Genomic DNA, 16,653 nt, shown 5'->3' with positions numbered 1-16,653 from the left:
CCTACCCCTTGATCAGCCGCATGGTCTGGTGCGAGAGCAGCCTGTTCACCGCGGGCAGCCGGGAGATGGTCCCGACGATGAGCGCCTCGTACGCATCGGGGTCGGCGACCTGGACGCGCAGGTAGTAGTCGGGCTGGCCGAGCATGCGGCGCATCTCGGTGACCTCGGGGACGGCGACTGCGGCGGTCTCGAAGTCCTCGATGGTCTTGCCGTCGTTCACGGCGATGTCGATGGCCACGATGACCTCGAACCCGCGTCCGCCGCTCTTCGGGTCGATGCTGGCGTGGTAGCCCTTGATCACGCCGTCGCGCTCCAAGCGCTGTACGCGGCGCAGGCACGGCGCCGGGGTGAGTCCGACCCGTCGGGCCAGCTCGGCGTTGCTCAGCCGGGCGTCATCCTCGAGCTCGGCAATGATTGCTCGATCCAGGTCATCGATCGCATGATCATTGCGCACAGCGGCACTTTAGCATCGTCAATGGGCAACCCAAGGACGTCAGAACTTTCCTAGGCTTGCTGCATGCAGGTGATGGAGACGGCGCACCGGGAGCCCGCGAGGACCCGCGAGGAGGTCGCCGCCGGGTGGCGCACCGTGCTTCCCGCGTGTGTCGCCGTGGTGCCGCTGGGGCTCGCGCTCGGCGTACTGGTGGTGCAGTCCGGGCTCGCCTGGTGGTGGGCGCCGGTGCTCGGCGCGGTCGTGTTCGCCGGCTCCATGGAGTTCCTGCTGGTCGGCCTCCTGGCCGCCGCGGCTCCGCTGGCGCAGATCGCGGTCAGCACGCTGCTGGTGAACTTCCGGCACGTCTTCTACGCCATCTCGTTCCCGATGCACCGGGTGCACGGCCGCGGGTGGAGGGCCTACAGCACCTTCGCCCTGACCGACGAGGCGTACGCGCTCACCGCGACGCCGGAGGCGGCCGGCTGGTCGCGGACGCGGATCATCAGCATCCAGGCGTTCTTCCACCTGGCGTGGGTGCTCTGCGTGGCCGCCGGCGCCGGGCTGGGCTCCCTGATCCCGCCGCAGGTGGTCGGCCTCGACTTCGCCGTCACCGCACTGTTCGTGGTGCTGGGGATCGAGGCGTACAAGGTCCGTCGGTCTCTGCCGATCTCGGCTCTCGCTCTGGGCTGCGCGATCGTCGCGGCACTGATCTCGCGAGACAGCATGCTGCTGATCGCGATGGGCATGTTCTGTGTCGCGCTGGTCTGCTCGTACGTCCTGGCCGCTCGTAGGAGCAGGCGTGACTGATCCCTGGTACGTGCTGTCCGCCGTCCTCGTCTCCGCGGCCGTCACCTGGACCCTTCGCGCGGCTCCGTTCGCGATGCTCGCCCCGCTGCGGCACAGCGAGCTCCTGTCCTACATCGGCGACCGGATGCCCGTCGGAGTGATGGTCATCCTCGCCGCCTACACCCTCCGCGACACCGACCCTGTCGTCGTGACCTCGGTCGCGCCGGCCGCCCTCGCCCTCGCGATCACGATCGGGCTGCACCTGTGGCGAGGCAGCATGACGCTGAGCATCTTCGCCGGCACGGCGGCCTACGTCCTGGTCACCTCGGTCCTCGCGGCCTGAGCGGCGGCGATCCGGACTACCGTGTGCGCATGACCGTAGAGAACAAGGCCAGGAAATCTCGTCAGCGAGGCGACGGACGGAACGGGTTCGAACGCTTCGTGGAGGTGGTCACCTCGTTGGTCAGCCACGCTCCGTTCTTCTATGTAATCGTGTGTGTTCTGGTGGTGTGGGTGGTGAGTCTCCCGTTCTGGTCCTCGAGCACCAAGTGGGAGCTGGCCCTGCACACGGGCTCCTCGGTCCTGTCGCTGCTGTTGCTGGTGCTGCTCCAGAACGCGGGGCGGCGCTCGGAGGAGGCCTCCCACGAGAAGCTCAACGTGATCGCCTCGGCGCTATCTGATCTCATGGAGTCCCGGGCTCGCGACGACGAGGAGCTCGCCGACTCGGTGCGCATCCTGCGCGAGGCCGTGGGGCTCGAGGAGCGACACTGAATACTCGTGAGATCACCCGCTGAGAAGGAGCGCACATGACCGAGCAGACGATCCCTGAGCCGGTCGCGGCCTTCATCGAGGCCGTCAACCGGCATGACGAGTCCGCGTTCCTCGACGCCTTCACCGAGAGTGGGGCCGTCGACGACTGGGGCCGTGTCTTCACCGGAAGAGAGCAGATCAAGGGGTGGAGCGACAACGAGTTCATCGGCGCGCAGGGAACCCTCGCCGTCGAGGAGGTCGAAGCCATGGGCGCCAGCGTGACCGTGATCGGCGAGTGGCGCTCCACCCACGCCAACGGCCGCTCGAAGTTCGTCTTCGACATCGACGGCGACCGGCTCACCAAGATGACCATTCGCGAGGGCTGACCCGCCTTGACCTCGATCCGCTGGGGGAGTGGGCGCTGGACCCATCCGCCCGTCTCCGCTGTCGAGCGCGGCTCCGACCTGCTCGTCACCGCCGCCGAGGGGAGCGACGCGTGGCGTACGACCTCCTACGGGTTCGTCCACGACAGTGAGCACGCCCTGCTGGCTCCCTTCGACCAAGACACCGCGGTCGAGGTCGAGTTCACGGCCGCCTTCTCGCAGCAGTTCGACCAGGCCGGGATCTTCGTACGCGTCAGCGAGACGCACTGGGTCAAGGCCGGCGTCGAGTACGCCGACGGCCGCCCGCAGCTCGGTGCCGTCGTCACCGATGGTCGGTCCGACTGGTCACTGGCGCCGGTGCCCGACTGGCGCGACCGCAGGGTCCTCATGCGGGTCAGTCGGTCTGGCGACGCGCTCACGATCCGGGCCGCGGTCGACGGTGGTTCGCTTCAGCTCGTCCGACTGGTCCCGTTCGCGCCGGACCTCGTCGTGGAGGCTGGGCCGTTCACCTGTGCTCCCACGCGGTCGGGGCTCACGATCGCCTTCCACGCCTGGCATACGACTTCGGCGGACGTCGGCCTGCACTGATCGGCGGGCTAGTTGATGATCTCGGCCCGGTCGTCGGTCCGGATGGCAGCGAGGCGGTCACGCCACAGCTGCAAGGCTTCGGGGGTCAGTCGGGTCCAGTCGTGGACCTCGGAGACGATCCGGAGTGGCGCTTGGCTGCGGTAGGAGCGGGTCGGGTTGCCGGGGAACTTCTTGTCCGTGACATTGGGGTCGTTCTCGTACTCGCCGGTCGGCTCGACGAGGTAGACCCGTGGCTCTCCGTCGCCGGGGGCGATCTCGGCGGCTAGGCCTGCGCCGTCGGGGAGGGCGGTGAAGTAGATGTGGTTCATCACGACATCGGGCTTGTAGTTGGAGCGGAACCCGGCGGTGAGCAGATCTCCTTCGCGCAGATCGGCCTTTGTGCCGTGGTAGAACGGCCCGTCGTCCAGCGGCTTGCTCATGCGTGCAGGTTACTCGGGGATTTGTGCTTGGGTTCCAGCGTGGGTGGGGCCAATACGGGTGCCTGGGTTGGGAGATTTAGAAGCAGGGTGCCTGGGCGGGGTGCCATGTGGCTGTCTTGCGGGCTTCCAGCAGCGGTCTGGGTTTGGGATTGGGATATCTGTCCCTGAATGGGTTCATTGGTTTTGCTTTGTGTGGTAGGCTCGGCGCAGGCGCACACGTGAAGGCCGACCACCTCTCAAGAGGCGTGCCCTATCCATCCGAGACACAACGGATGGCGGGTAATCCAGGGGAACCAGGGGCGTGAACGCCGAGCTGCCAGGGTAAGTAATAGCCCGTACTGCCGGGCCTCCGAGACCAGCGAACCAACCGGGATTCTGCACAGGCAGAAACCCTTGAGTTCGTACGTCGGGAGGTGACCGTGATGACCACGCTGCAACAGCCCCAACATCCTGTGCTCGGGGCCGTGGTCGCGGTCACTGCCGCGCTTGATGGGGTTACGGCGGCGAACCCTTCTTTCATGGCCACCGACCAGAAGGTCGCCACCCTGCTCGAGATCGCCCGGGCTAAGGCCCAGCTGGCTGAGCTCGAGCTGCGGGTGCTGGCTGCTGCCGATGACGTTGCGGCGGAGAGTGCCGCGCGGGATGTGGCGGCGTGGCTGCATCACCACACCCACCAGCGCCCCGAGACCCTGCGCGCCGACCTCCGGTTGGCCCAGGCGCTCGACCGTTCCTATCACCGGGTCGCTGCCGCGATGCGCGCCGGCGACTGCAACTCCGCCCAGGCACAGGTGATCGTGAACGCGCTCGACGAGCTCCCCGCCGATCTCGACACCGAGATCAAGACCAAGGCCGAAGAGACCCTGGTCGGCTACGCGACCCGGTTCGACCCCACCCAGCTGCGCCGCCTGGGGCGCCGGATCCTCGACGTCATCGCCCCCGAGATCGCCGAAGCCGAAGAAGCCAAACGCCTCGCCGCCGAGGAGGCCCACGCGCAGAAGAAGACCCGCCTGTCCATGCGGCGGCTCGGGGATGGCACCACACGTGTCACCGCGGTCATCCCGGACGCGGCCGCGGACCGGCTGGCTACCAACCTGGAAGCGTTCGCCTCACCGCGCCGCGATGACGGCACCCGCACCGAGACCGGCGACTACCTGCCCTACGAGCGGCGCCTGGGCCGGGCGTTGTGCCAGATGCTCGAGACCCTCGACCCGACCCGGCTCCCGATCCACGGTGGGGATGCCACCACGGTGATCGTGACCATCGACCTCGACCAGCTCCGCCGAGAGGCCGGCATCGCTCAGATCGTCGGCGGCAGCCCGATCACCGCAGCCGAGGCCCGGCGGCTGGCCTGCACCGCCAACATCATCCCCGCCGTACTTGGGGGTGCCTCGGAGCTGCTGGATCTCGGGCGCAAGGAACGTTTCTTCACCGCGGCCCAACGCCGTGCGCTCCTGCTCAGGTCGGCGACGTGTGAGGCCGAGGGCTGTGACATACCGGGCACGTGGGCCGAGGCCCACCACTGGGTCGCCTGGGCCCAAGGCGGCCCAACCGACCTCGACAACGCCGCCCTGCTCTGCAGTCATCACCACCACCGCGCCCACGACGCCGCGTACCTCCACGAACGCCTTCCCGACGGCGACATCCGCTTCATTCGACGCACATAGACCCGCCGTACGGTTGCCACCATGAGTGCTATCCCGACCGGGCCGACACCGGAGGGCATCAGGCCAGCGGAGCCGGCGGATGCCCTCCGGCTGAAGGAGATCGCGCAAGCGGCGTACGCGAGGTACGTGGAGCGGATCGGGCTCGAGCCGGCGCCGATGGGGGCGGACTACGAGGACGCCATCGAGTCCGCGGAGGTCTGGGTGGCGATGGCTGATGGCGAGGTCGCCGGATACGCGGTCATGAGGCATCCGGGGGACGACGGCGTGCTGTTGGAGAACCTCGCGGTGGACCCGGGTCATCAAGGCCGGGGGATCGGACGCGCCCTGATCGCCCATGTCGAGGCTCGCGCGACAGCCAGCGGCGCGGCGTACGTCGAGCTCTTCACGCATGAGGCGATGACCGAGAACCGGCGACTCTACGCGCGCCTGGGGTATGAGGAGACCGGCTACTTGGTCGACAGCGGATACCGTCGTGTGCTCATGAAGAAGACACTCTGATGCGGGTATCGGTGGTCGGATCCTCGGGGTCGGGCAAGTCGACGGTCGCCAGGAGACTGGCGGACGTCCTCGACGTGCCGTACGTCGAGCTCGACGCGCTTCATTGGCGGTCGGGGTGGATCGAGGAAGAGCCGGACGTGTTCGTGGGTAGGGTCCGGGAGGCGACCTGCGGCGATGCATGGGTCATCGACGGGAACTACCAGAGCAAGGTCGGCACCCTGGTGTGGGGGCCGGCGGAGCTCGTCGTGTGGGTGAACCCGCCGCGGTGGCGGGTGATGGTGCAGGTCACCCTGCGTACGTTGCGGAGAGCGGCGAGACGCGAGGAGCTCTGGAACGGCAACCGCGAGGGTTGGGGCGGTCTTCGTCTCTGGGATCCGAGTGACTCGGTAATCCGCTGGGCATGGGATTCGTATGGTCCGCAGGTGAAGCGGTACGAAGCCGCGATGGCCGATCCACGTCACTCCCACCTGCGGTTCCTCCGGCTTCGCTCGAGGCGGGATGTCGAACGGTTCCTAGAACGCGCCGCCGGCGTGCAGGATCTCGACGTCGAGTGCTGACAGCTGCTTGATCACGTCATCGGCCGGGGCGGCGTCGGTGATGTCCCGGGGAAGTGCCTCCGCGACGGCGAGGGCGGTGGTGCCTCCGGCGTCGATCACGTCCTCGACGCCTACATGAGCCCCGGGTCGGTGACCGAACGGCTCCACTTCTTCGCGGCGGCCTACTCGCCGGCGAGCCGTACCGGAGACGGGGGAGGGGGCGCCGAGGAGGGCGAGGACATCGAGGTGCTCGAGCTCGACTTCGCCGAGGCGCTCGCGATGATCCGGGACGGCCGGATCATGGACGGCAAGACCGTCATGCTCCTGCAGTGGGCCGCTCTCGACGGACCGTCCGCCCGCCTCAGGAGTCAGCAGGCTTGCGGGTGAAGGTCAGGTGGGTGACGCCGCTGGGCGTCGAGACGGCCTCGATGTCGTAGTCGTTCTCGATGCCCTCCAGTCCGTCCCAGACGCGTACGCCACGACCGAGGACGATCGGGACCTGGACCAGGTGCATCAGATCGACGAGCCCGGCGGCGACGAAGTCGCGCACCACCGTCGCCCCGCCGCCCAGGCGTACGTCTTGACCATCGGCCGCCTCGAGCGCGGCCTCCAGCGCCTCGGCCGGGGACGCATCCAGGAAGTAGAAGGTGGTGCCGCCCTCCATCTCCACGGGCGGACGCGGGCGGTGGGTGAGGACGAAGGTCGGCGAGTGGAACGGCGGGTTGGGGCCCCACCAGCCCTTCCAGTCGGGGTCGTCCTGCCATCGCGGCGGTCCGAACTTGTTCGCGCCCATGATCTCGGCGCCGATGCCCTGGCTGTGTCGCTGCGCGAAGGCGTCGTCCGCGCCCGCGCCGCCGGACGAGTCCCAGTAGCGGGTGGCGAACATCCATTCGTGAAGGCGCTCGCCGGCATGGCCGAACGGCGCCTCGGCCGATTGCGGCTCCCCGGTCGCGAAGCCGTCGAGCGAGATCGAAAGATTGTGGACTCTGGTGAGTGGAATGGGTTCCTCCGTGAACCACGACGACGTCGAGGTCCGCTCGCCGTCTGGTCGAGAGTACTGCTCGAGGATCAGCCGCGGAGGTGATCGAACAGGATCTCCATGGACGCCTCGAGGTGCCCGAGGTCGCCCGTCGAGCGCAGCACCAGCACGCCGCCCTGGATCCCGGCGATCATCGCGGCCGCGCAGCGCGCCGGGTCGAGACCGGCACGGATCAGGCCGGAGGCCTGCATGCTGCGGATCCCGCGCTCGATCTCGGCCCGCCACCGCTCGATGAGGGCCGAGATGACCTCGGGTGCGCCGGGCGTCTCCGCGAGCTGGCTCATCAGCGATCCCAGGGGACACTGCTGTCCCTGGGCCCGGTAGCGGGCGAGGACGGTCTCGCGCCATCGCTCCCAGTCCGCCCAGGTGTCGAGAGCCGAGAGGTAGGGCTGCTGGTCCTCGATCACCTGGTCGGCCTCATGGCGGGCGACCTCGAGGAACAGCTCCTCCTTCCCGCCGGGGAAGTAGTGGAAGATCTGGCTGTTGCTCGTTCGGGTGACGGCTCTGATGTCCTCGAGCGTGATCCCGCCGGGATCCTGGGTGCGCAGGTGGGCGGCCGGCCGCGCCGACTTCGTCGCCGCGGACCTCGACGGCAGCCCCGAAGCGAGCCTGGCCCTCGCCGAGCGGGCCCTCGCCGCGCTCGGTGGACGGCTCGACATCCTCGTCAACAACGCCGGGATCTTCCCGGCGGCCACCACCCTCACGGCCGACGCCACGATGTTCGACCAGGTGTACGGCGTCAACGTGAAGGCGCCGTTCTTCCTGACCCAGGCGCTCGCGCCGCAGATGCAGGCGGCTGGTGGAGGCGTCATCGTCAACCTCGGCAGCTGGGTGGCGCGGCTGAGCCTCCCCCTGGGAGCCCTGTACGCCTCGACGAAGGCAGCCATGGAGACCCTCACACGCGCCTGGTCCGCGGAGTTCGCCGACAGCGGGATCAGGGTCAACGCGGTCTCGCCCGGTGTCATCCGCGATCCCGCTCTGGACGGCCCTTGGGCCGCCGAAGGACTCATGGCCGGCACTCCGGCGGGTGGCTCGGGCGGTCCGGACGCGATCGCCGCGGCCGTTGCGTACCTTGCCTCCGATGAGGCCGAGTTCGTCCACGGCGCAGTGCTGGACGTCGACGGCGGACGTACGGGCGTGGCGGTCGTCGCGGCCTGACACCAGGCCCGGGGCGGCGCCGTGATCCAATTCAGGGATGCGGCGCCACCACGGAGCGCGGCGTGGCTCGGAGGGTGAGGATGACCGGTTCGTTCTGGTGGGACCTGGCGATCGGCATCGTCGCGGCCCTGTTGCTCACCTGGCTCTGCCTCATCGTCGCGCTGCTCGTCGTCCGACCGCGCGGCGACCTGCTCCGCGAAGCGCTGCGGATCCTGCCCGATGTGGTGCGGCTGCTGCGTCGGCTCGCGGCTGACAGGTCGATGCCGCGCGGCGTACGGGTCAGGCTCGGGCTGCTGATGGTCTATCTCGCCCTGCCGATCGATCTGGTGCCCGACTTCATCCCGGTGCTGGGCTACGCGGATGACGCGATCATCGTCGCCGCCGTCCTGCGTGGTGTCGTACGCCGCGCCGGGATCGATGCGGTCCGAGCCCAGTGGCCGGGCAGCGACGATGGCTTCGCCGCTCTCGTGCTGATCGCCGGGCTCGAACCCCGGCGGCCGTCGCCGGATGGCCATCGCGGCGAAGGGCGTCGGCGGTGATCAAGCCGGCCAGTAGGTCCCCGTGGCGAGGTACGCGGCCGCGCTGGCGACCAGGAAGAGCGAGGCGGTGGCGAGAAGAGCGGTCATGACGTACGAGGCGGGGCGGGCGGTCCTGCGGGCGAGTGCGACGGCGCGCTGGACAGGGCGGGAGTCCTTGCCGGCGGCGAGGGTGAGCACGACCAGGCACAGGGGAGCCTGGCTGATCAGGAACCATCCGCTGAAGACTGCGGCGCCGGCCAACAGGCTCGGCATGCTCGCGCCGATGGTCGCGACCCCGTAGAAGCTGGGGTCGGTCAGGGCACTCACACCCCAGAAGACTCCCATCAGGCTCATCCCCGTCGGGCCGGCCAGCATCGACTTCTTCGTCTTCTCCGGCCTCGCGTCGTTGCGGTGCGCCCAGCGGTGGGCGGCCCAGAGGCCGAGGCCGATGGCGGTGACCAGCTGCACCGTCAGGCGCACCGGGTCGGGGACGCTGAGCAGGTTGCGCAGCCAGGCGACGACGTGCTGGACGGACTCGCCGAGCGCGATCCCGGTCAGCACGGTGGTGAGCCAGGCCGTCCCGAAGAACAGCAGGACGACGCGTCGCCGGGCGCCGGTGGCCAGGGCGGGTACGACGACGAGTGCGCCGAACGGGTCCAGGCCGGCCACTCCGAACCCGACGATGCCGCCGATGGCGGCCAGCGGGTTCACGGGCGTCTCCCGGAATCGGCCGGCACGAGCGGGGCGAAGAGCGCCACCAGGTGGGCGACTGCGGCGGTCTGCTCGATGGCGCCCGCCTGGATGGCCGTGACGAGGTTGTCGGCCGCGCCCTGGAACATCGCCAGCAGCGCCGTCTCGTCCCCGGCGGGTACGGCGAACATCTCTCGGCAGAGCCGGGTGAACGACTCGGGCACCTCGAAGAAGTGCTCCTCGACCTCCTCCGTCGCCGCGCGTGCGGCGGAGACCGTGTCGTAGACCGCGCCCTCGCCGAGACTGTGGCCGACGTAGGCCCGGGCCAGGACGTCCAGGAGCTCCGCAGGGGATGCCCCTGACCGGTGAGCCTCGTCGAGCGCGTCGGCCACGACCGTCTCGTAGCCGGCCACGACCTGCCGTTCCATCTGGGTCAGCAGGTCGGCGAGGGAGTCGAAGAGCCGGTAGGCGATCGGTTTGGAGACCCCGCACGCCTCGGCGACCCGGGCGAGCGTGACGGCTCGGCCGCCCTCGGCGCGGGCGATCTCCACGCCCGCTGCGACCAGCATCTCCCGCCGCTGAGTCGCGGGCACGCGCGTCGCGCGATCCATCGGGTGTCCTCTCCTGCCAAGTTACTACTAGTAACGTTACCATTGGTAACAAGATGCTGGCCAACTCGCGTTATCGGTGTGCGCGACACCCACCGATGGTGCTGAATAGGCGCATGCCTTCCTCCCCCCGGATCGTGGTGTGCGGCCCCGCGTCCTGGAACCACCTGATCGAGCTCGACCGGTTGCCCGAGCCGGTGCCGCACATGCAGTTCGCGCGGCGGGCGTGGCACACGGTCGGCGGCACCTCGGCGGGCAAGGCGCTGCATCTGGCCGGGCTCGGCATCGACGTACGTCTGTGGGCGGCTGTCGGCGACGACGCGGACGGTGCGCGGCTGCGGAAGCGGCTCGAGAAGGCAGGGGTCGTCGTGGAGGCGATCGCGAGCGAGCAGACCGAACGGCACGTCAATCTGATGGCCGAGGGTGGCGGCCGGGTCTCGTTGTACGTCTCGACCCCCTCGATCCCGCCCGCCGACGCGGTCGAGGCGACGGTGAGGGCGGTGGCCGGCGCGGACCTCGCGGTGATCGACCTGAGCGAGCTCGGCCGGCTGGTGCTCGAGGCCCTGCCGGGGCGAGGAACGCCGCTGTGGATGGACCTGCACGACTACGACGGATCGTCGGCGTTCCATGAGCCCTTCCTGCGGGCAGCCGAGGGTGTGTTCATGAACGACGACGCCACCGAGGACCCTTGGGAGCTGATGAGCTCCTGCCTCGAGCGTGGTCCCCGTCTTGCCGTGTGCACCCTTGGCGCGAAGGGAGCCATCGCGCTCGAGGCCGGCGGTGCTCGACATGAGGTCAGCGCGGTGCCGGCCACTGTCGTCGACACGAACGGCGCCGGCGACGCGTTCATGGCCGGCTTCCTGGCTGCGCGGCTGCGTACGGAACCGGTCGAGGTCGCGCTCCATGCCGCCGCCGAGCAGGCCCGGGTCGCGATCGAGACCGAACACCTCCACCCGGCGCTCGACAGGTAGGTCGTCGAGCAGGGGCCAGGCGGTGGGGGAGAGCCCGGACAGCATCACGTCGAGGAGCAGGTCGCGGTCGGTTCCGACCCGCGGGCGACGCCGCGCACCGGCATCGCCCGCGTACGTCAGGGCCAAGACGCTCACCGAGATCTTCGGCTATGAGCTCGCCGCACACGATCGACCCGGGCGAGCAGGTCGTCACGCGCGTCTGGGAGGCGCTCGAGCAGCCTCACCTGCAAGCCCGTCAGAGTCGCCGGCTCAGAACGGGTAGCGCGCCGGCTCTCCCCGCATGGTGATCCACCGGGTCTCGGTGAACGCCTCGATGTTCGCCTCGGCGCCGCCGAACCGGGATCCGGTGCCGGACGCGCGGACGCCACCGAACGGCGCGTTGGCCTCGTCGTTGACGGTCTGGTCGTTGATGTGGACGATGCCGGTCGGGATCTGCTCCGCGACCGCGAGGCCACGCATGACGTCCTTGGTGACGATGCCCAGGGACAGGCCGTACTCGCTGGCCCCGGCGAGCGCGATCGCGTCCTCGACGGACTCGACCTTGGTCACCGGTGCGACAGGGCCGAAGACCTCTTCCGCGTACGCCGGCGCGGTGAGCGGGACGTTCGCCAGGACGGTGGGCCGGTAGAAGAGATCCTCGTACGTGCCACCGGCCGCGATGATGGCGCCGGCATCCGCCGAGGCAGTGACCAGGCCGTGGATCTTGTCGCGCTGGCCGGCGTCGATGACGGGGCCGAGGGCGACCTGGTCGGTGGCGGGATTGCCGACCGATAGGTGGCCGGCCTTCTCGGCGAGGGCCTCGACGAAGTCGTCGTAGATGCTGGCGGCGACCAGGTGTCGGCCGGTCGACATGCAGATCTGGCCTTGGTGGAAGAACGAGCCCCATGCGGCCAAGTTGACGGCGGCCTCGACGTCAGCGTCATCGAGGACCAGCAGTGCAGAGTTACCGCCGAGCTCGAGGTGGGCACGCTTGAGGTGCCTGCCGGCCAGCTCGCCGATGCGGCGGCCGACCGCCGTGGAGCCGGTGAACGAGATGACCCGGACGCGGGGATCGGTTACCAGCGCTTCGCCGACGTCAGCGCCGCCCGGCAGCATCTGGAGCACTCCCGGGGGCAGGCCCGCCTCCTCGAAGATGCGGGCCATCAGCGTGCCACCGGTCACGGCGGTGCGCGGGTCCGGCTTGAGGATGACGGCGTTGCCGAGGGCGAGGGCAGGGGCGACCGAGCGGATGCCGAGGATGATCGGCACATTGAAGGGGGCGATGACGGTGACCACCCCGGCGGGCATGCGGCGTGCCATCGACAGACGCGGCTGCTCGGACGGGATGACTTCGCCGATCGGGCGGCTCGGGAGGCTGGCGGCCTCGTAGCACTCCTCGGCCGCGACGTGGAGTGCGAACCCGGCCATACCGGGCACGGCGCCGACCTCACGGACGTTCCACCCGGTGATCTCCTCGGCATGCCGCTGCCACAGGTCGCCGGCGCGACGCAGGACGGCGGCGCGTTCCGGGTGCGGAAGTGCGGCCCACTCGAGCTGGGCCGTGGCGGCCGCTGCGGCGGCATCCGCCACGTCGGCCGCGGTGGCCAGACCCATCCTGCCGAGTTCGGCGCCGGTGGCCGGTTCGACGACGGCGTAGTCGCCTCCTCGCCCGGGTTGCCAGGCGCCGGCCTTGAGGATGTTTCCGGACCAGTCGACGGAGTCGAGAACGGACATGGTGTGCTCCTGGATGTCGGGTGGCTAGTTGTTGGGATGCGCCGGCACGGTCAGTAGAGCCAGCATGGCGATCACGGCTGCGCCGGCGAAGGCGTAGAAGCCCCATGGATAGGCGATGCCGGCGGTGAGGAGTGCGCCGCCGAGGAACGGTCCGACGATGGCGCCGACCCGGCCGATGCCGGCGGACATGCCGAGCGCCGTGCCGCGGATCCGGGCAGGGTAGAGGTGGCTGACGAACGCGTAGACCAGCACCTGCGCACTGAAGACGAAGATGCCGGCGGCCAGCACCGCCGCGTACACCAAGAAGCTGCTCTCCATCTTGATCGAGAGCAGGGCCAGCATCAGCGCGGCAACGCCGAACCAGGTCACCACCGTCGGCTTGTTGCCCTTGGCGTCAGAGATCAGGCCGGCCAGGACGAGTCCGATCACTGCGCCCACGTTCAGGGTGAGGAGCAGGCCGAGCCCGGCGTCGAGGGAGTAGCCCGCCTCGCCCATGATCGTCGGCAGCCAGGTGTTGAGGCCGTAGACCAGTAGGAGTCCACAGAACGACGCCGCCCACAGGCCCAGGCTGACCCACAGCAGGCGACCGCGAACGACCTCGGAGGGACGTACCTTCTCGGCCTCGACGGTCTCCAGGTAAGCCTGCGACTCGGGGAGCTTCGCCCACATCACCGGGACCGTCAGCAGGCCCGCGACGCCGCCGATCACGAACATCGCCTCCCAGCCCAGGTTCGGGATCACCCACAGAGCCAGCAGAGCGGTGAGTACGGCTCCCACGTGGTAGCCGGTCATCATCCGCGTCATAGCCGTGCCCGAACGTCCCTGGCGGGCGTGCTCGCTCATGAAAGCCAGGGCCGTCGGCAGGCAGGCGCCCAGGCCCAGACCTGCCAGGAAGCGCAGCACGATGAACACCGTGGCGTTCGGAGCGAAGGCGACGGCCAGGGTGAGCAGCGAGAACAGCGCGATGCTGCTGATCAGCGTCCGGCGACGGCCGAACCGGTCGGCGAGCGGGCCGATGGCGACGGCACCGATGCCGACCCCGATCAGGCCGACGGTGGCGGCCGTGGTCAGCGACGCCTCGGTGAACCCGAGCGCGCCGGTCCCGGCCAAGGTGGGGATGACCGCTCCCAGGACGACGAGGTCATAGCCGTCGAGGGCGACAGCGAGCCAGCAGAGGACGACCGGCCAAAGGCTCCGGGTATCGCCACCGACCGTGGGCGATGTGGTTGCGGACACATTCATGGGTACGAACCTAAGAGCGGTCACCCCTGTGAACATCGACACAGCTTCCGTTCAGTGGAAACCCTGCCAAAGTTTTTCAGAGACCGAAGCTCTTCAGAGCCGTCGTCCGATGGACTGAGCGGCGACGCGGAGTGCGCCGTACAACCTCTGTTCGCTGCCCTTGAGCGTGGGCACGACCAGGCCCAGGGAGGCGATCACCTCGTCGTGGCGGTGGATCGGGACGGCGATCGAGCAGGCGCCGAGGCTCATCTCCTCGCGGGTGGTGGCGTAGCCCTTGTCGAGCACCTGCCGCAGCTGTCTGCGGAGGACACCCGGTTGGGTGATCGTGTAGGGGGTGATCCGGGTGAGTGCGCCCAGCACCGTGTCCTGGACCTCGGCCGGAGCGTGAGCGAGGAGGACCTTGCCGACCCCGGTGGTGTGCAGAGGCAGCCGTCCGCCGACCTTGCTCACGACCGGGACGGACTGATTGCCGCGCAGCCGGTCGAGGTAGACCACCTCGAGCTCCTCACGGACGGCGAGATGGACGGTTGCGAGGGTCGCTCCGTAGAGGTCGTGGAGGAAGGGTTCGGCGACCTGGCGCAACCCGGTCTCGGCAGGTGCCAGGTGGCCGATGTCCCAGATCTTCCGGCCGATGACGTAGTCGCCGGAAGGAAGACGCTCCAGGGCACCCCACCGGAAGAGCTCGCCCAGGAGCCGATGGGTCGTGGCGAGCGGAAGGTCCGCGCGGGCAGCGATGTCGCTGAGAGACATCGACCGGTGCTGCTCGTCGAAAGCGCTCAGGATCGCAAGTGCCCGGCTGGTCACGCTCGTGCCAGACTCTCGGGTGTTCCCTGCCATTGCTGCGGAGATTACTACCTCAGCCGCCGAACGCGGGGTGGAGCGGCTTGCCGGACCCCTTGGAACGGGTGGACGCGGAGGCCTCGATCGGGTCGAAGGTCCACAGCGCGTACGCCCCCGGGCCGACGTGCAGCGTCGAGTTGCCGATCGTCTCGGTGTGCGGCTCCTCGGCCGCCTCGTTGAGGGCGAGGATGATGTGGCGTACGCCTGCCTCCTCGGCCGGCACCGGGAGCAGGCGGATCGTGGTCATGCCGTCGAAGGCGAGGACGCCGCCGTCCTTGAGGACCCGGATGGTGATCCCGGCAGCGCGCCACAGCGGCACCATCTTCTCGATGTCGGCGGCGGTGGTGGCGATCTGGACGCCGATGACGTCGCGCATCTGGTGGTCGAGATAGCGATCCCGGTTGTAGCGGTCGCGGCTGACGTCGCCCTCGTAGGCGGCGGGCGGGAAGGAGAGCCGCGGGTCGTCGAGGAACTCGTCGCGATACTCCATCGCCCAGGAGAAGAAGGTGTCGTAGGTCGAGGTCGTGTAGGCGGCGTCGAACCACGGGATCGGGTTGCCGTCGCCGAGGTCGGTCACCTGGGTGAACTCGACCGGGTCGGCGCCGAGGTCGCGCAGGTTGGCGGCCGCGATGGCCAGGTCGCCGTCGTTGTCCGCCGAGACGGCGAGCCCGGTGTCACCGGCGACCGCGTCGGGAGCGTCGCCCGGACCGAAGAACTCCAGGTAGGTCTCCTTGCCGAGCAGGTAGCGACCCGTCCAGGTCGAGGTCCCGTCATTGCCGGTGTTGATCCGGCGGTCGGCGAACTCGCCCAGGTAGTCGGAGTGCTCGATCGCGTCGGCCGTCTCCCGGTCGACCATCGCCCAGGCGTGGTTGAAGGCAAGGAGCGGGTCGGTACGCCCCTCCTCGGCGTGGGCAGCCTCCGTGGCGTGGGCGGGAGTCGCGAGGGCCCCCGACGTGATGGCGAGTGAGGCGAGCGCGGCCGCGATGAGGCCCGAGAGTGGAGTCCGCATGCGTCCCAGTCTCGGTGACCAGGGCGCTCCTGTCTTCGGAATTCGGCGGCTGACGGCTGGTTGCCGGCGTTCGCGTCGCGCCGGTCAGGCGCCGTGGGACGCGGTCGCCATGGTGGCGCCGAGGCCGATCATGACGACGCCGCCACCGGCGCCGAGACTGTCGAGACGCTTGGGCTTACGGGCGAACCAGGCCTTGGCCCGGCTGGCCGCGAGGACCCATCCGGAGTCGCAGGTGAACGCCATCGCCGAGAAGATCGCACCGAGCAGGAGGATCTGGGGCACCGCCGGGGCGGAGGTGTTGATGAACTGGGGCAGGAAGGCCAGGTGGAAGACGATCGTCTTCGGGTTGGTCGCCCCGACGATCATCCCGGTGCGGATCGCGCCCCACGCGGTCGTCCGCACCACGTCCTCGCCGTGGAGGGCGGCCCGGGCGTCGGCGCGGTGGCGGATCGCCTGGATGCCGAGATAGACGACGTACGCAGCACCGACCAGCTTCACGACGGTGAACGCCGTCGCGGAGGCAGCCACCAGCGCGCCGAGCCCGACGGCGACCGCCAGGACCTGACCGAACTGACCCAGCGCGTTGCCGCCGACGGCGAGCACCGCCTCGCGGCGGCCCGCGGTCAGAGCCCGGCCGAGGGCGAAGAGCACGCTCGGGCCAGGGATCAGGATGAAGATGACGGACGCGAGCGCGAAGGCGGCGAACTGGCTCAGGGTGGGCACGTCGTTCATTCTGCGGCAGGGTCGTGGTGGCGTACGAATGATTTCTGGTGGGCGAGACGCGCTACGCCGGCTCGGCTCAACCTGA

The 16,653-nt window shown here is 69.4% G+C and carries 24 protein-coding genes; 12 read left to right on the top strand and 12 right to left on the bottom strand.

The genetic code is table 11. The features are described from left to right. Position 1 precedes the first annotated feature (1 nt). Positions 2 to 454, bottom strand: coding sequence for an Lrp/AsnC family transcriptional regulator (locus ACFWQC_RS07450; protein WP_350838185.1), 453 nt, complete (start codon positions 452 to 454; stop codon positions 2 to 4). A gap of 63 nt (positions 455 to 517) precedes the next feature. Here ACFWQC_RS07450 and ACFWQC_RS07445 point away from each other — a divergent pair, with 63 nt between their 5' ends. The 5 genes from ACFWQC_RS07445 to ACFWQC_RS07425 are packed head-to-tail and all read left to right on the top strand — an operon-like array spanning position 518 to position 2,940. Further along, positions 518 to 1,240 (top strand): AzlC family ABC transporter permease, encoded by a 723-nt coding sequence (locus ACFWQC_RS07445; RefSeq protein WP_378675248.1) that lies wholly within the window; start codon positions 518 to 520, stop codon positions 1,238 to 1,240. Further along, on the top strand, positions 1,233 to 1,562 hold the full coding sequence (locus ACFWQC_RS07440) for a branched-chain amino acid transporter permease (RefSeq protein ID WP_378675245.1): 330 nt from the start codon (positions 1,233 to 1,235) through the stop codon (positions 1,560 to 1,562). Before ACFWQC_RS07445 ends, ACFWQC_RS07440 begins: the two co-directional genes overlap by 8 nt. Positions 1,563 to 1,591: 29 nt before the next feature. After that, the gene (locus tag ACFWQC_RS07435; RefSeq protein ID WP_378675242.1) at positions 1,592 to 1,990 is read left to right on the top strand and encodes a low affinity iron permease family protein; all 399 of its coding nucleotides are present in this window, start codon (positions 1,592 to 1,594) and stop codon (positions 1,988 to 1,990) included. Between the two features lie 35 nt (positions 1,991 to 2,025). Next, complete coding sequence (locus ACFWQC_RS07430) at positions 2,026 to 2,355, top strand: nuclear transport factor 2 family protein (protein WP_378675239.1); 330 nt, start codon at positions 2,026 to 2,028, stop codon at positions 2,353 to 2,355. Between the two features lie 6 nt (positions 2,356 to 2,361). Further along, a complete protein-coding gene (locus ACFWQC_RS07425; RefSeq protein ID WP_378675236.1) occupies positions 2,362 to 2,940 on the top strand; it encodes a DUF1349 domain-containing protein in 579 nt (192 codons plus the stop codon). Positions 2,941 to 2,948: 8 nt separating this feature from the next. On the opposite strand, the gene arr is transcribed toward ACFWQC_RS07425, so the two are convergent. Next, complete coding sequence (gene arr, locus ACFWQC_RS07420; protein WP_378675233.1) at positions 2,949 to 3,359, bottom strand: NAD(+)--rifampin ADP-ribosyltransferase; 411 nt, start codon at positions 3,357 to 3,359, stop codon at positions 2,949 to 2,951. Positions 3,360 to 3,781: 422 nt separating this feature from the next. Between arr and ACFWQC_RS07415 the strand changes: the two genes are divergently transcribed. The 3 genes from ACFWQC_RS07415 to ACFWQC_RS07405 are packed head-to-tail and all read left to right on the top strand — an operon-like array spanning position 3,782 to position 6,078. Next, positions 3,782 to 5,023, top strand: coding sequence for a DUF222 domain-containing protein (locus tag ACFWQC_RS07415; RefSeq protein WP_378675230.1), 1,242 nt, complete (start codon positions 3,782 to 3,784; stop codon positions 5,021 to 5,023). A 21-nt stretch (positions 5,024 to 5,044) separates the two neighbouring features. After that, positions 5,045 to 5,521 carry a GNAT family N-acetyltransferase gene (locus tag ACFWQC_RS07410; RefSeq protein ID WP_378675227.1) on the top strand — a complete coding sequence of 159 codons (477 nt, stop codon included), beginning with the start codon at positions 5,045 to 5,047 and terminating at the stop codon, positions 5,519 to 5,521. Then, positions 5,521 to 6,078, top strand: coding sequence for a hypothetical protein (locus ACFWQC_RS07405; RefSeq protein WP_378675224.1), 558 nt, complete (start codon positions 5,521 to 5,523; stop codon positions 6,076 to 6,078). Before ACFWQC_RS07410 ends, ACFWQC_RS07405 begins: the two co-directional genes overlap by 1 nt. Here ACFWQC_RS07405 and ACFWQC_RS07400 read toward each other — a convergent pair. Further along, the gene (locus ACFWQC_RS07400; RefSeq protein WP_378675221.1) at positions 6,034 to 6,177 is read right to left on the bottom strand and encodes a hypothetical protein; all 144 of its coding nucleotides are present in this window, start codon (positions 6,175 to 6,177) and stop codon (positions 6,034 to 6,036) included. The genes ACFWQC_RS07405 and ACFWQC_RS07400 overlap by 45 nt on opposite strands. 30 nt (positions 6,178 to 6,207) lie before the next feature. Here ACFWQC_RS07400 and ACFWQC_RS07395 point away from each other — a divergent pair, with 30 nt between their 5' ends. Then, positions 6,208 to 6,444 (top strand): hypothetical protein, encoded by a 237-nt coding sequence (locus tag ACFWQC_RS07395; RefSeq protein WP_378675218.1) that lies wholly within the window; start codon positions 6,208 to 6,210, stop codon positions 6,442 to 6,444. On the opposite strand, the gene ACFWQC_RS07390 is transcribed toward ACFWQC_RS07395, so the two are convergent. Next, a complete protein-coding gene (locus ACFWQC_RS07390; protein WP_378675735.1) occupies positions 6,419 to 7,027 on the bottom strand; it encodes a dihydrofolate reductase family protein in 609 nt (202 codons plus the stop codon). The two genes, ACFWQC_RS07395 and ACFWQC_RS07390, sit on opposite strands and share 26 nt — an antisense overlap. A gap of 98 nt (positions 7,028 to 7,125) precedes the next feature. Then, a complete protein-coding gene (locus tag ACFWQC_RS07385) occupies positions 7,126 to 7,503 on the bottom strand; it encodes a TetR family transcriptional regulator C-terminal domain-containing protein (RefSeq protein WP_378675215.1) in 378 nt (125 codons plus the stop codon). 88 nt (positions 7,504 to 7,591) lie between these two features. Between ACFWQC_RS07385 and ACFWQC_RS07380 the strand changes: the two genes are divergently transcribed. Both ACFWQC_RS07380 and ACFWQC_RS07375 read left to right on the top strand, forming a co-directional pair. Then, a complete protein-coding gene (locus ACFWQC_RS07380) occupies positions 7,592 to 8,254 on the top strand; it encodes an SDR family NAD(P)-dependent oxidoreductase (RefSeq protein WP_378675212.1) in 663 nt (220 codons plus the stop codon). Positions 8,255 to 8,334: 80 nt separating this feature from the next. Then, positions 8,335 to 8,793 carry a YkvA family protein gene (locus ACFWQC_RS07375; protein ID WP_378675209.1) on the top strand — a complete coding sequence of 153 codons (459 nt, stop codon included), beginning with the start codon at positions 8,335 to 8,337 and terminating at the stop codon, positions 8,791 to 8,793. Here the strand turns inward: ACFWQC_RS07375 and ACFWQC_RS07370 are convergent, their stop codons facing one another. Both ACFWQC_RS07370 and ACFWQC_RS07365 read right to left on the bottom strand, forming a co-directional pair. Then, entirely contained in the window at positions 8,794 to 9,483 is a 690-nt protein-coding gene (locus tag ACFWQC_RS07370; RefSeq protein WP_378675206.1) for a hypothetical protein, read from the bottom strand. It abuts the gene before it with no gap. Further along, positions 9,480 to 10,073 carry a TetR/AcrR family transcriptional regulator gene (locus ACFWQC_RS07365; protein ID WP_378675203.1) on the bottom strand — a complete coding sequence of 198 codons (594 nt, stop codon included), beginning with the start codon at positions 10,071 to 10,073 and terminating at the stop codon, positions 9,480 to 9,482. The genes ACFWQC_RS07370 and ACFWQC_RS07365 overlap by 4 nt, the downstream gene beginning before the upstream one ends. A 113-nt stretch (positions 10,074 to 10,186) precedes the next feature. On the opposite strand from ACFWQC_RS07365, the gene ACFWQC_RS07360 reads away from it, so the two are divergent. After that, a complete protein-coding gene (locus ACFWQC_RS07360; RefSeq protein WP_378675200.1) occupies positions 10,187 to 11,041 on the top strand; it encodes a carbohydrate kinase family protein in 855 nt (284 codons plus the stop codon). Between the two features lie 249 nt (positions 11,042 to 11,290). Here the strand turns inward: ACFWQC_RS07360 and ACFWQC_RS07355 are convergent, their stop codons facing one another. From ACFWQC_RS07355 to ACFWQC_RS07335, 5 genes are all read right to left on the bottom strand, one after another. Then, entirely contained in the window at positions 11,291 to 12,754 is a 1,464-nt protein-coding gene (locus ACFWQC_RS07355; protein ID WP_378675197.1) for a benzaldehyde dehydrogenase, read from the bottom strand. A 24-nt stretch (positions 12,755 to 12,778) separates the two neighbouring features. After that, positions 12,779 to 13,996, bottom strand: a complete 1,218-nt coding sequence (locus ACFWQC_RS07350) for an MFS transporter (RefSeq protein ID WP_378675194.1) — start codon at positions 13,994 to 13,996, stop codon at positions 12,779 to 12,781. A 93-nt stretch (positions 13,997 to 14,089) separates the two neighbouring features. Then, positions 14,090 to 14,833, bottom strand: a complete 744-nt coding sequence (locus ACFWQC_RS07345) for an IclR family transcriptional regulator (RefSeq protein ID WP_378675191.1) — start codon at positions 14,831 to 14,833, stop codon at positions 14,090 to 14,092. Between the two features lie 19 nt (positions 14,834 to 14,852). Further along, a complete protein-coding gene (locus ACFWQC_RS07340; protein ID WP_378675188.1) occupies positions 14,853 to 15,845 on the bottom strand; it encodes a DUF5829 family protein in 993 nt (330 codons plus the stop codon). An 84-nt stretch (positions 15,846 to 15,929) separates the two neighbouring features. After that, on the bottom strand, positions 15,930 to 16,577 hold the full coding sequence (locus tag ACFWQC_RS07335; protein ID WP_378675185.1) for a LysE family translocator: 648 nt from the start codon (positions 16,575 to 16,577) through the stop codon (positions 15,930 to 15,932). Positions 16,578 to 16,653 lie beyond the last annotated feature (76 nt).

The organism is Nocardioides sp. NPDC058538 (assembly GCF_042719275.1).
Taxonomy (GTDB): Bacteria; Actinomycetota; Actinomycetes; order Propionibacteriales; family Nocardioidaceae; genus Nocardioides.
The sequence above is the reverse complement of the archived record's forward strand: the minus strand, read 5'-3'. Positions and strand labels throughout refer to the sequence as shown.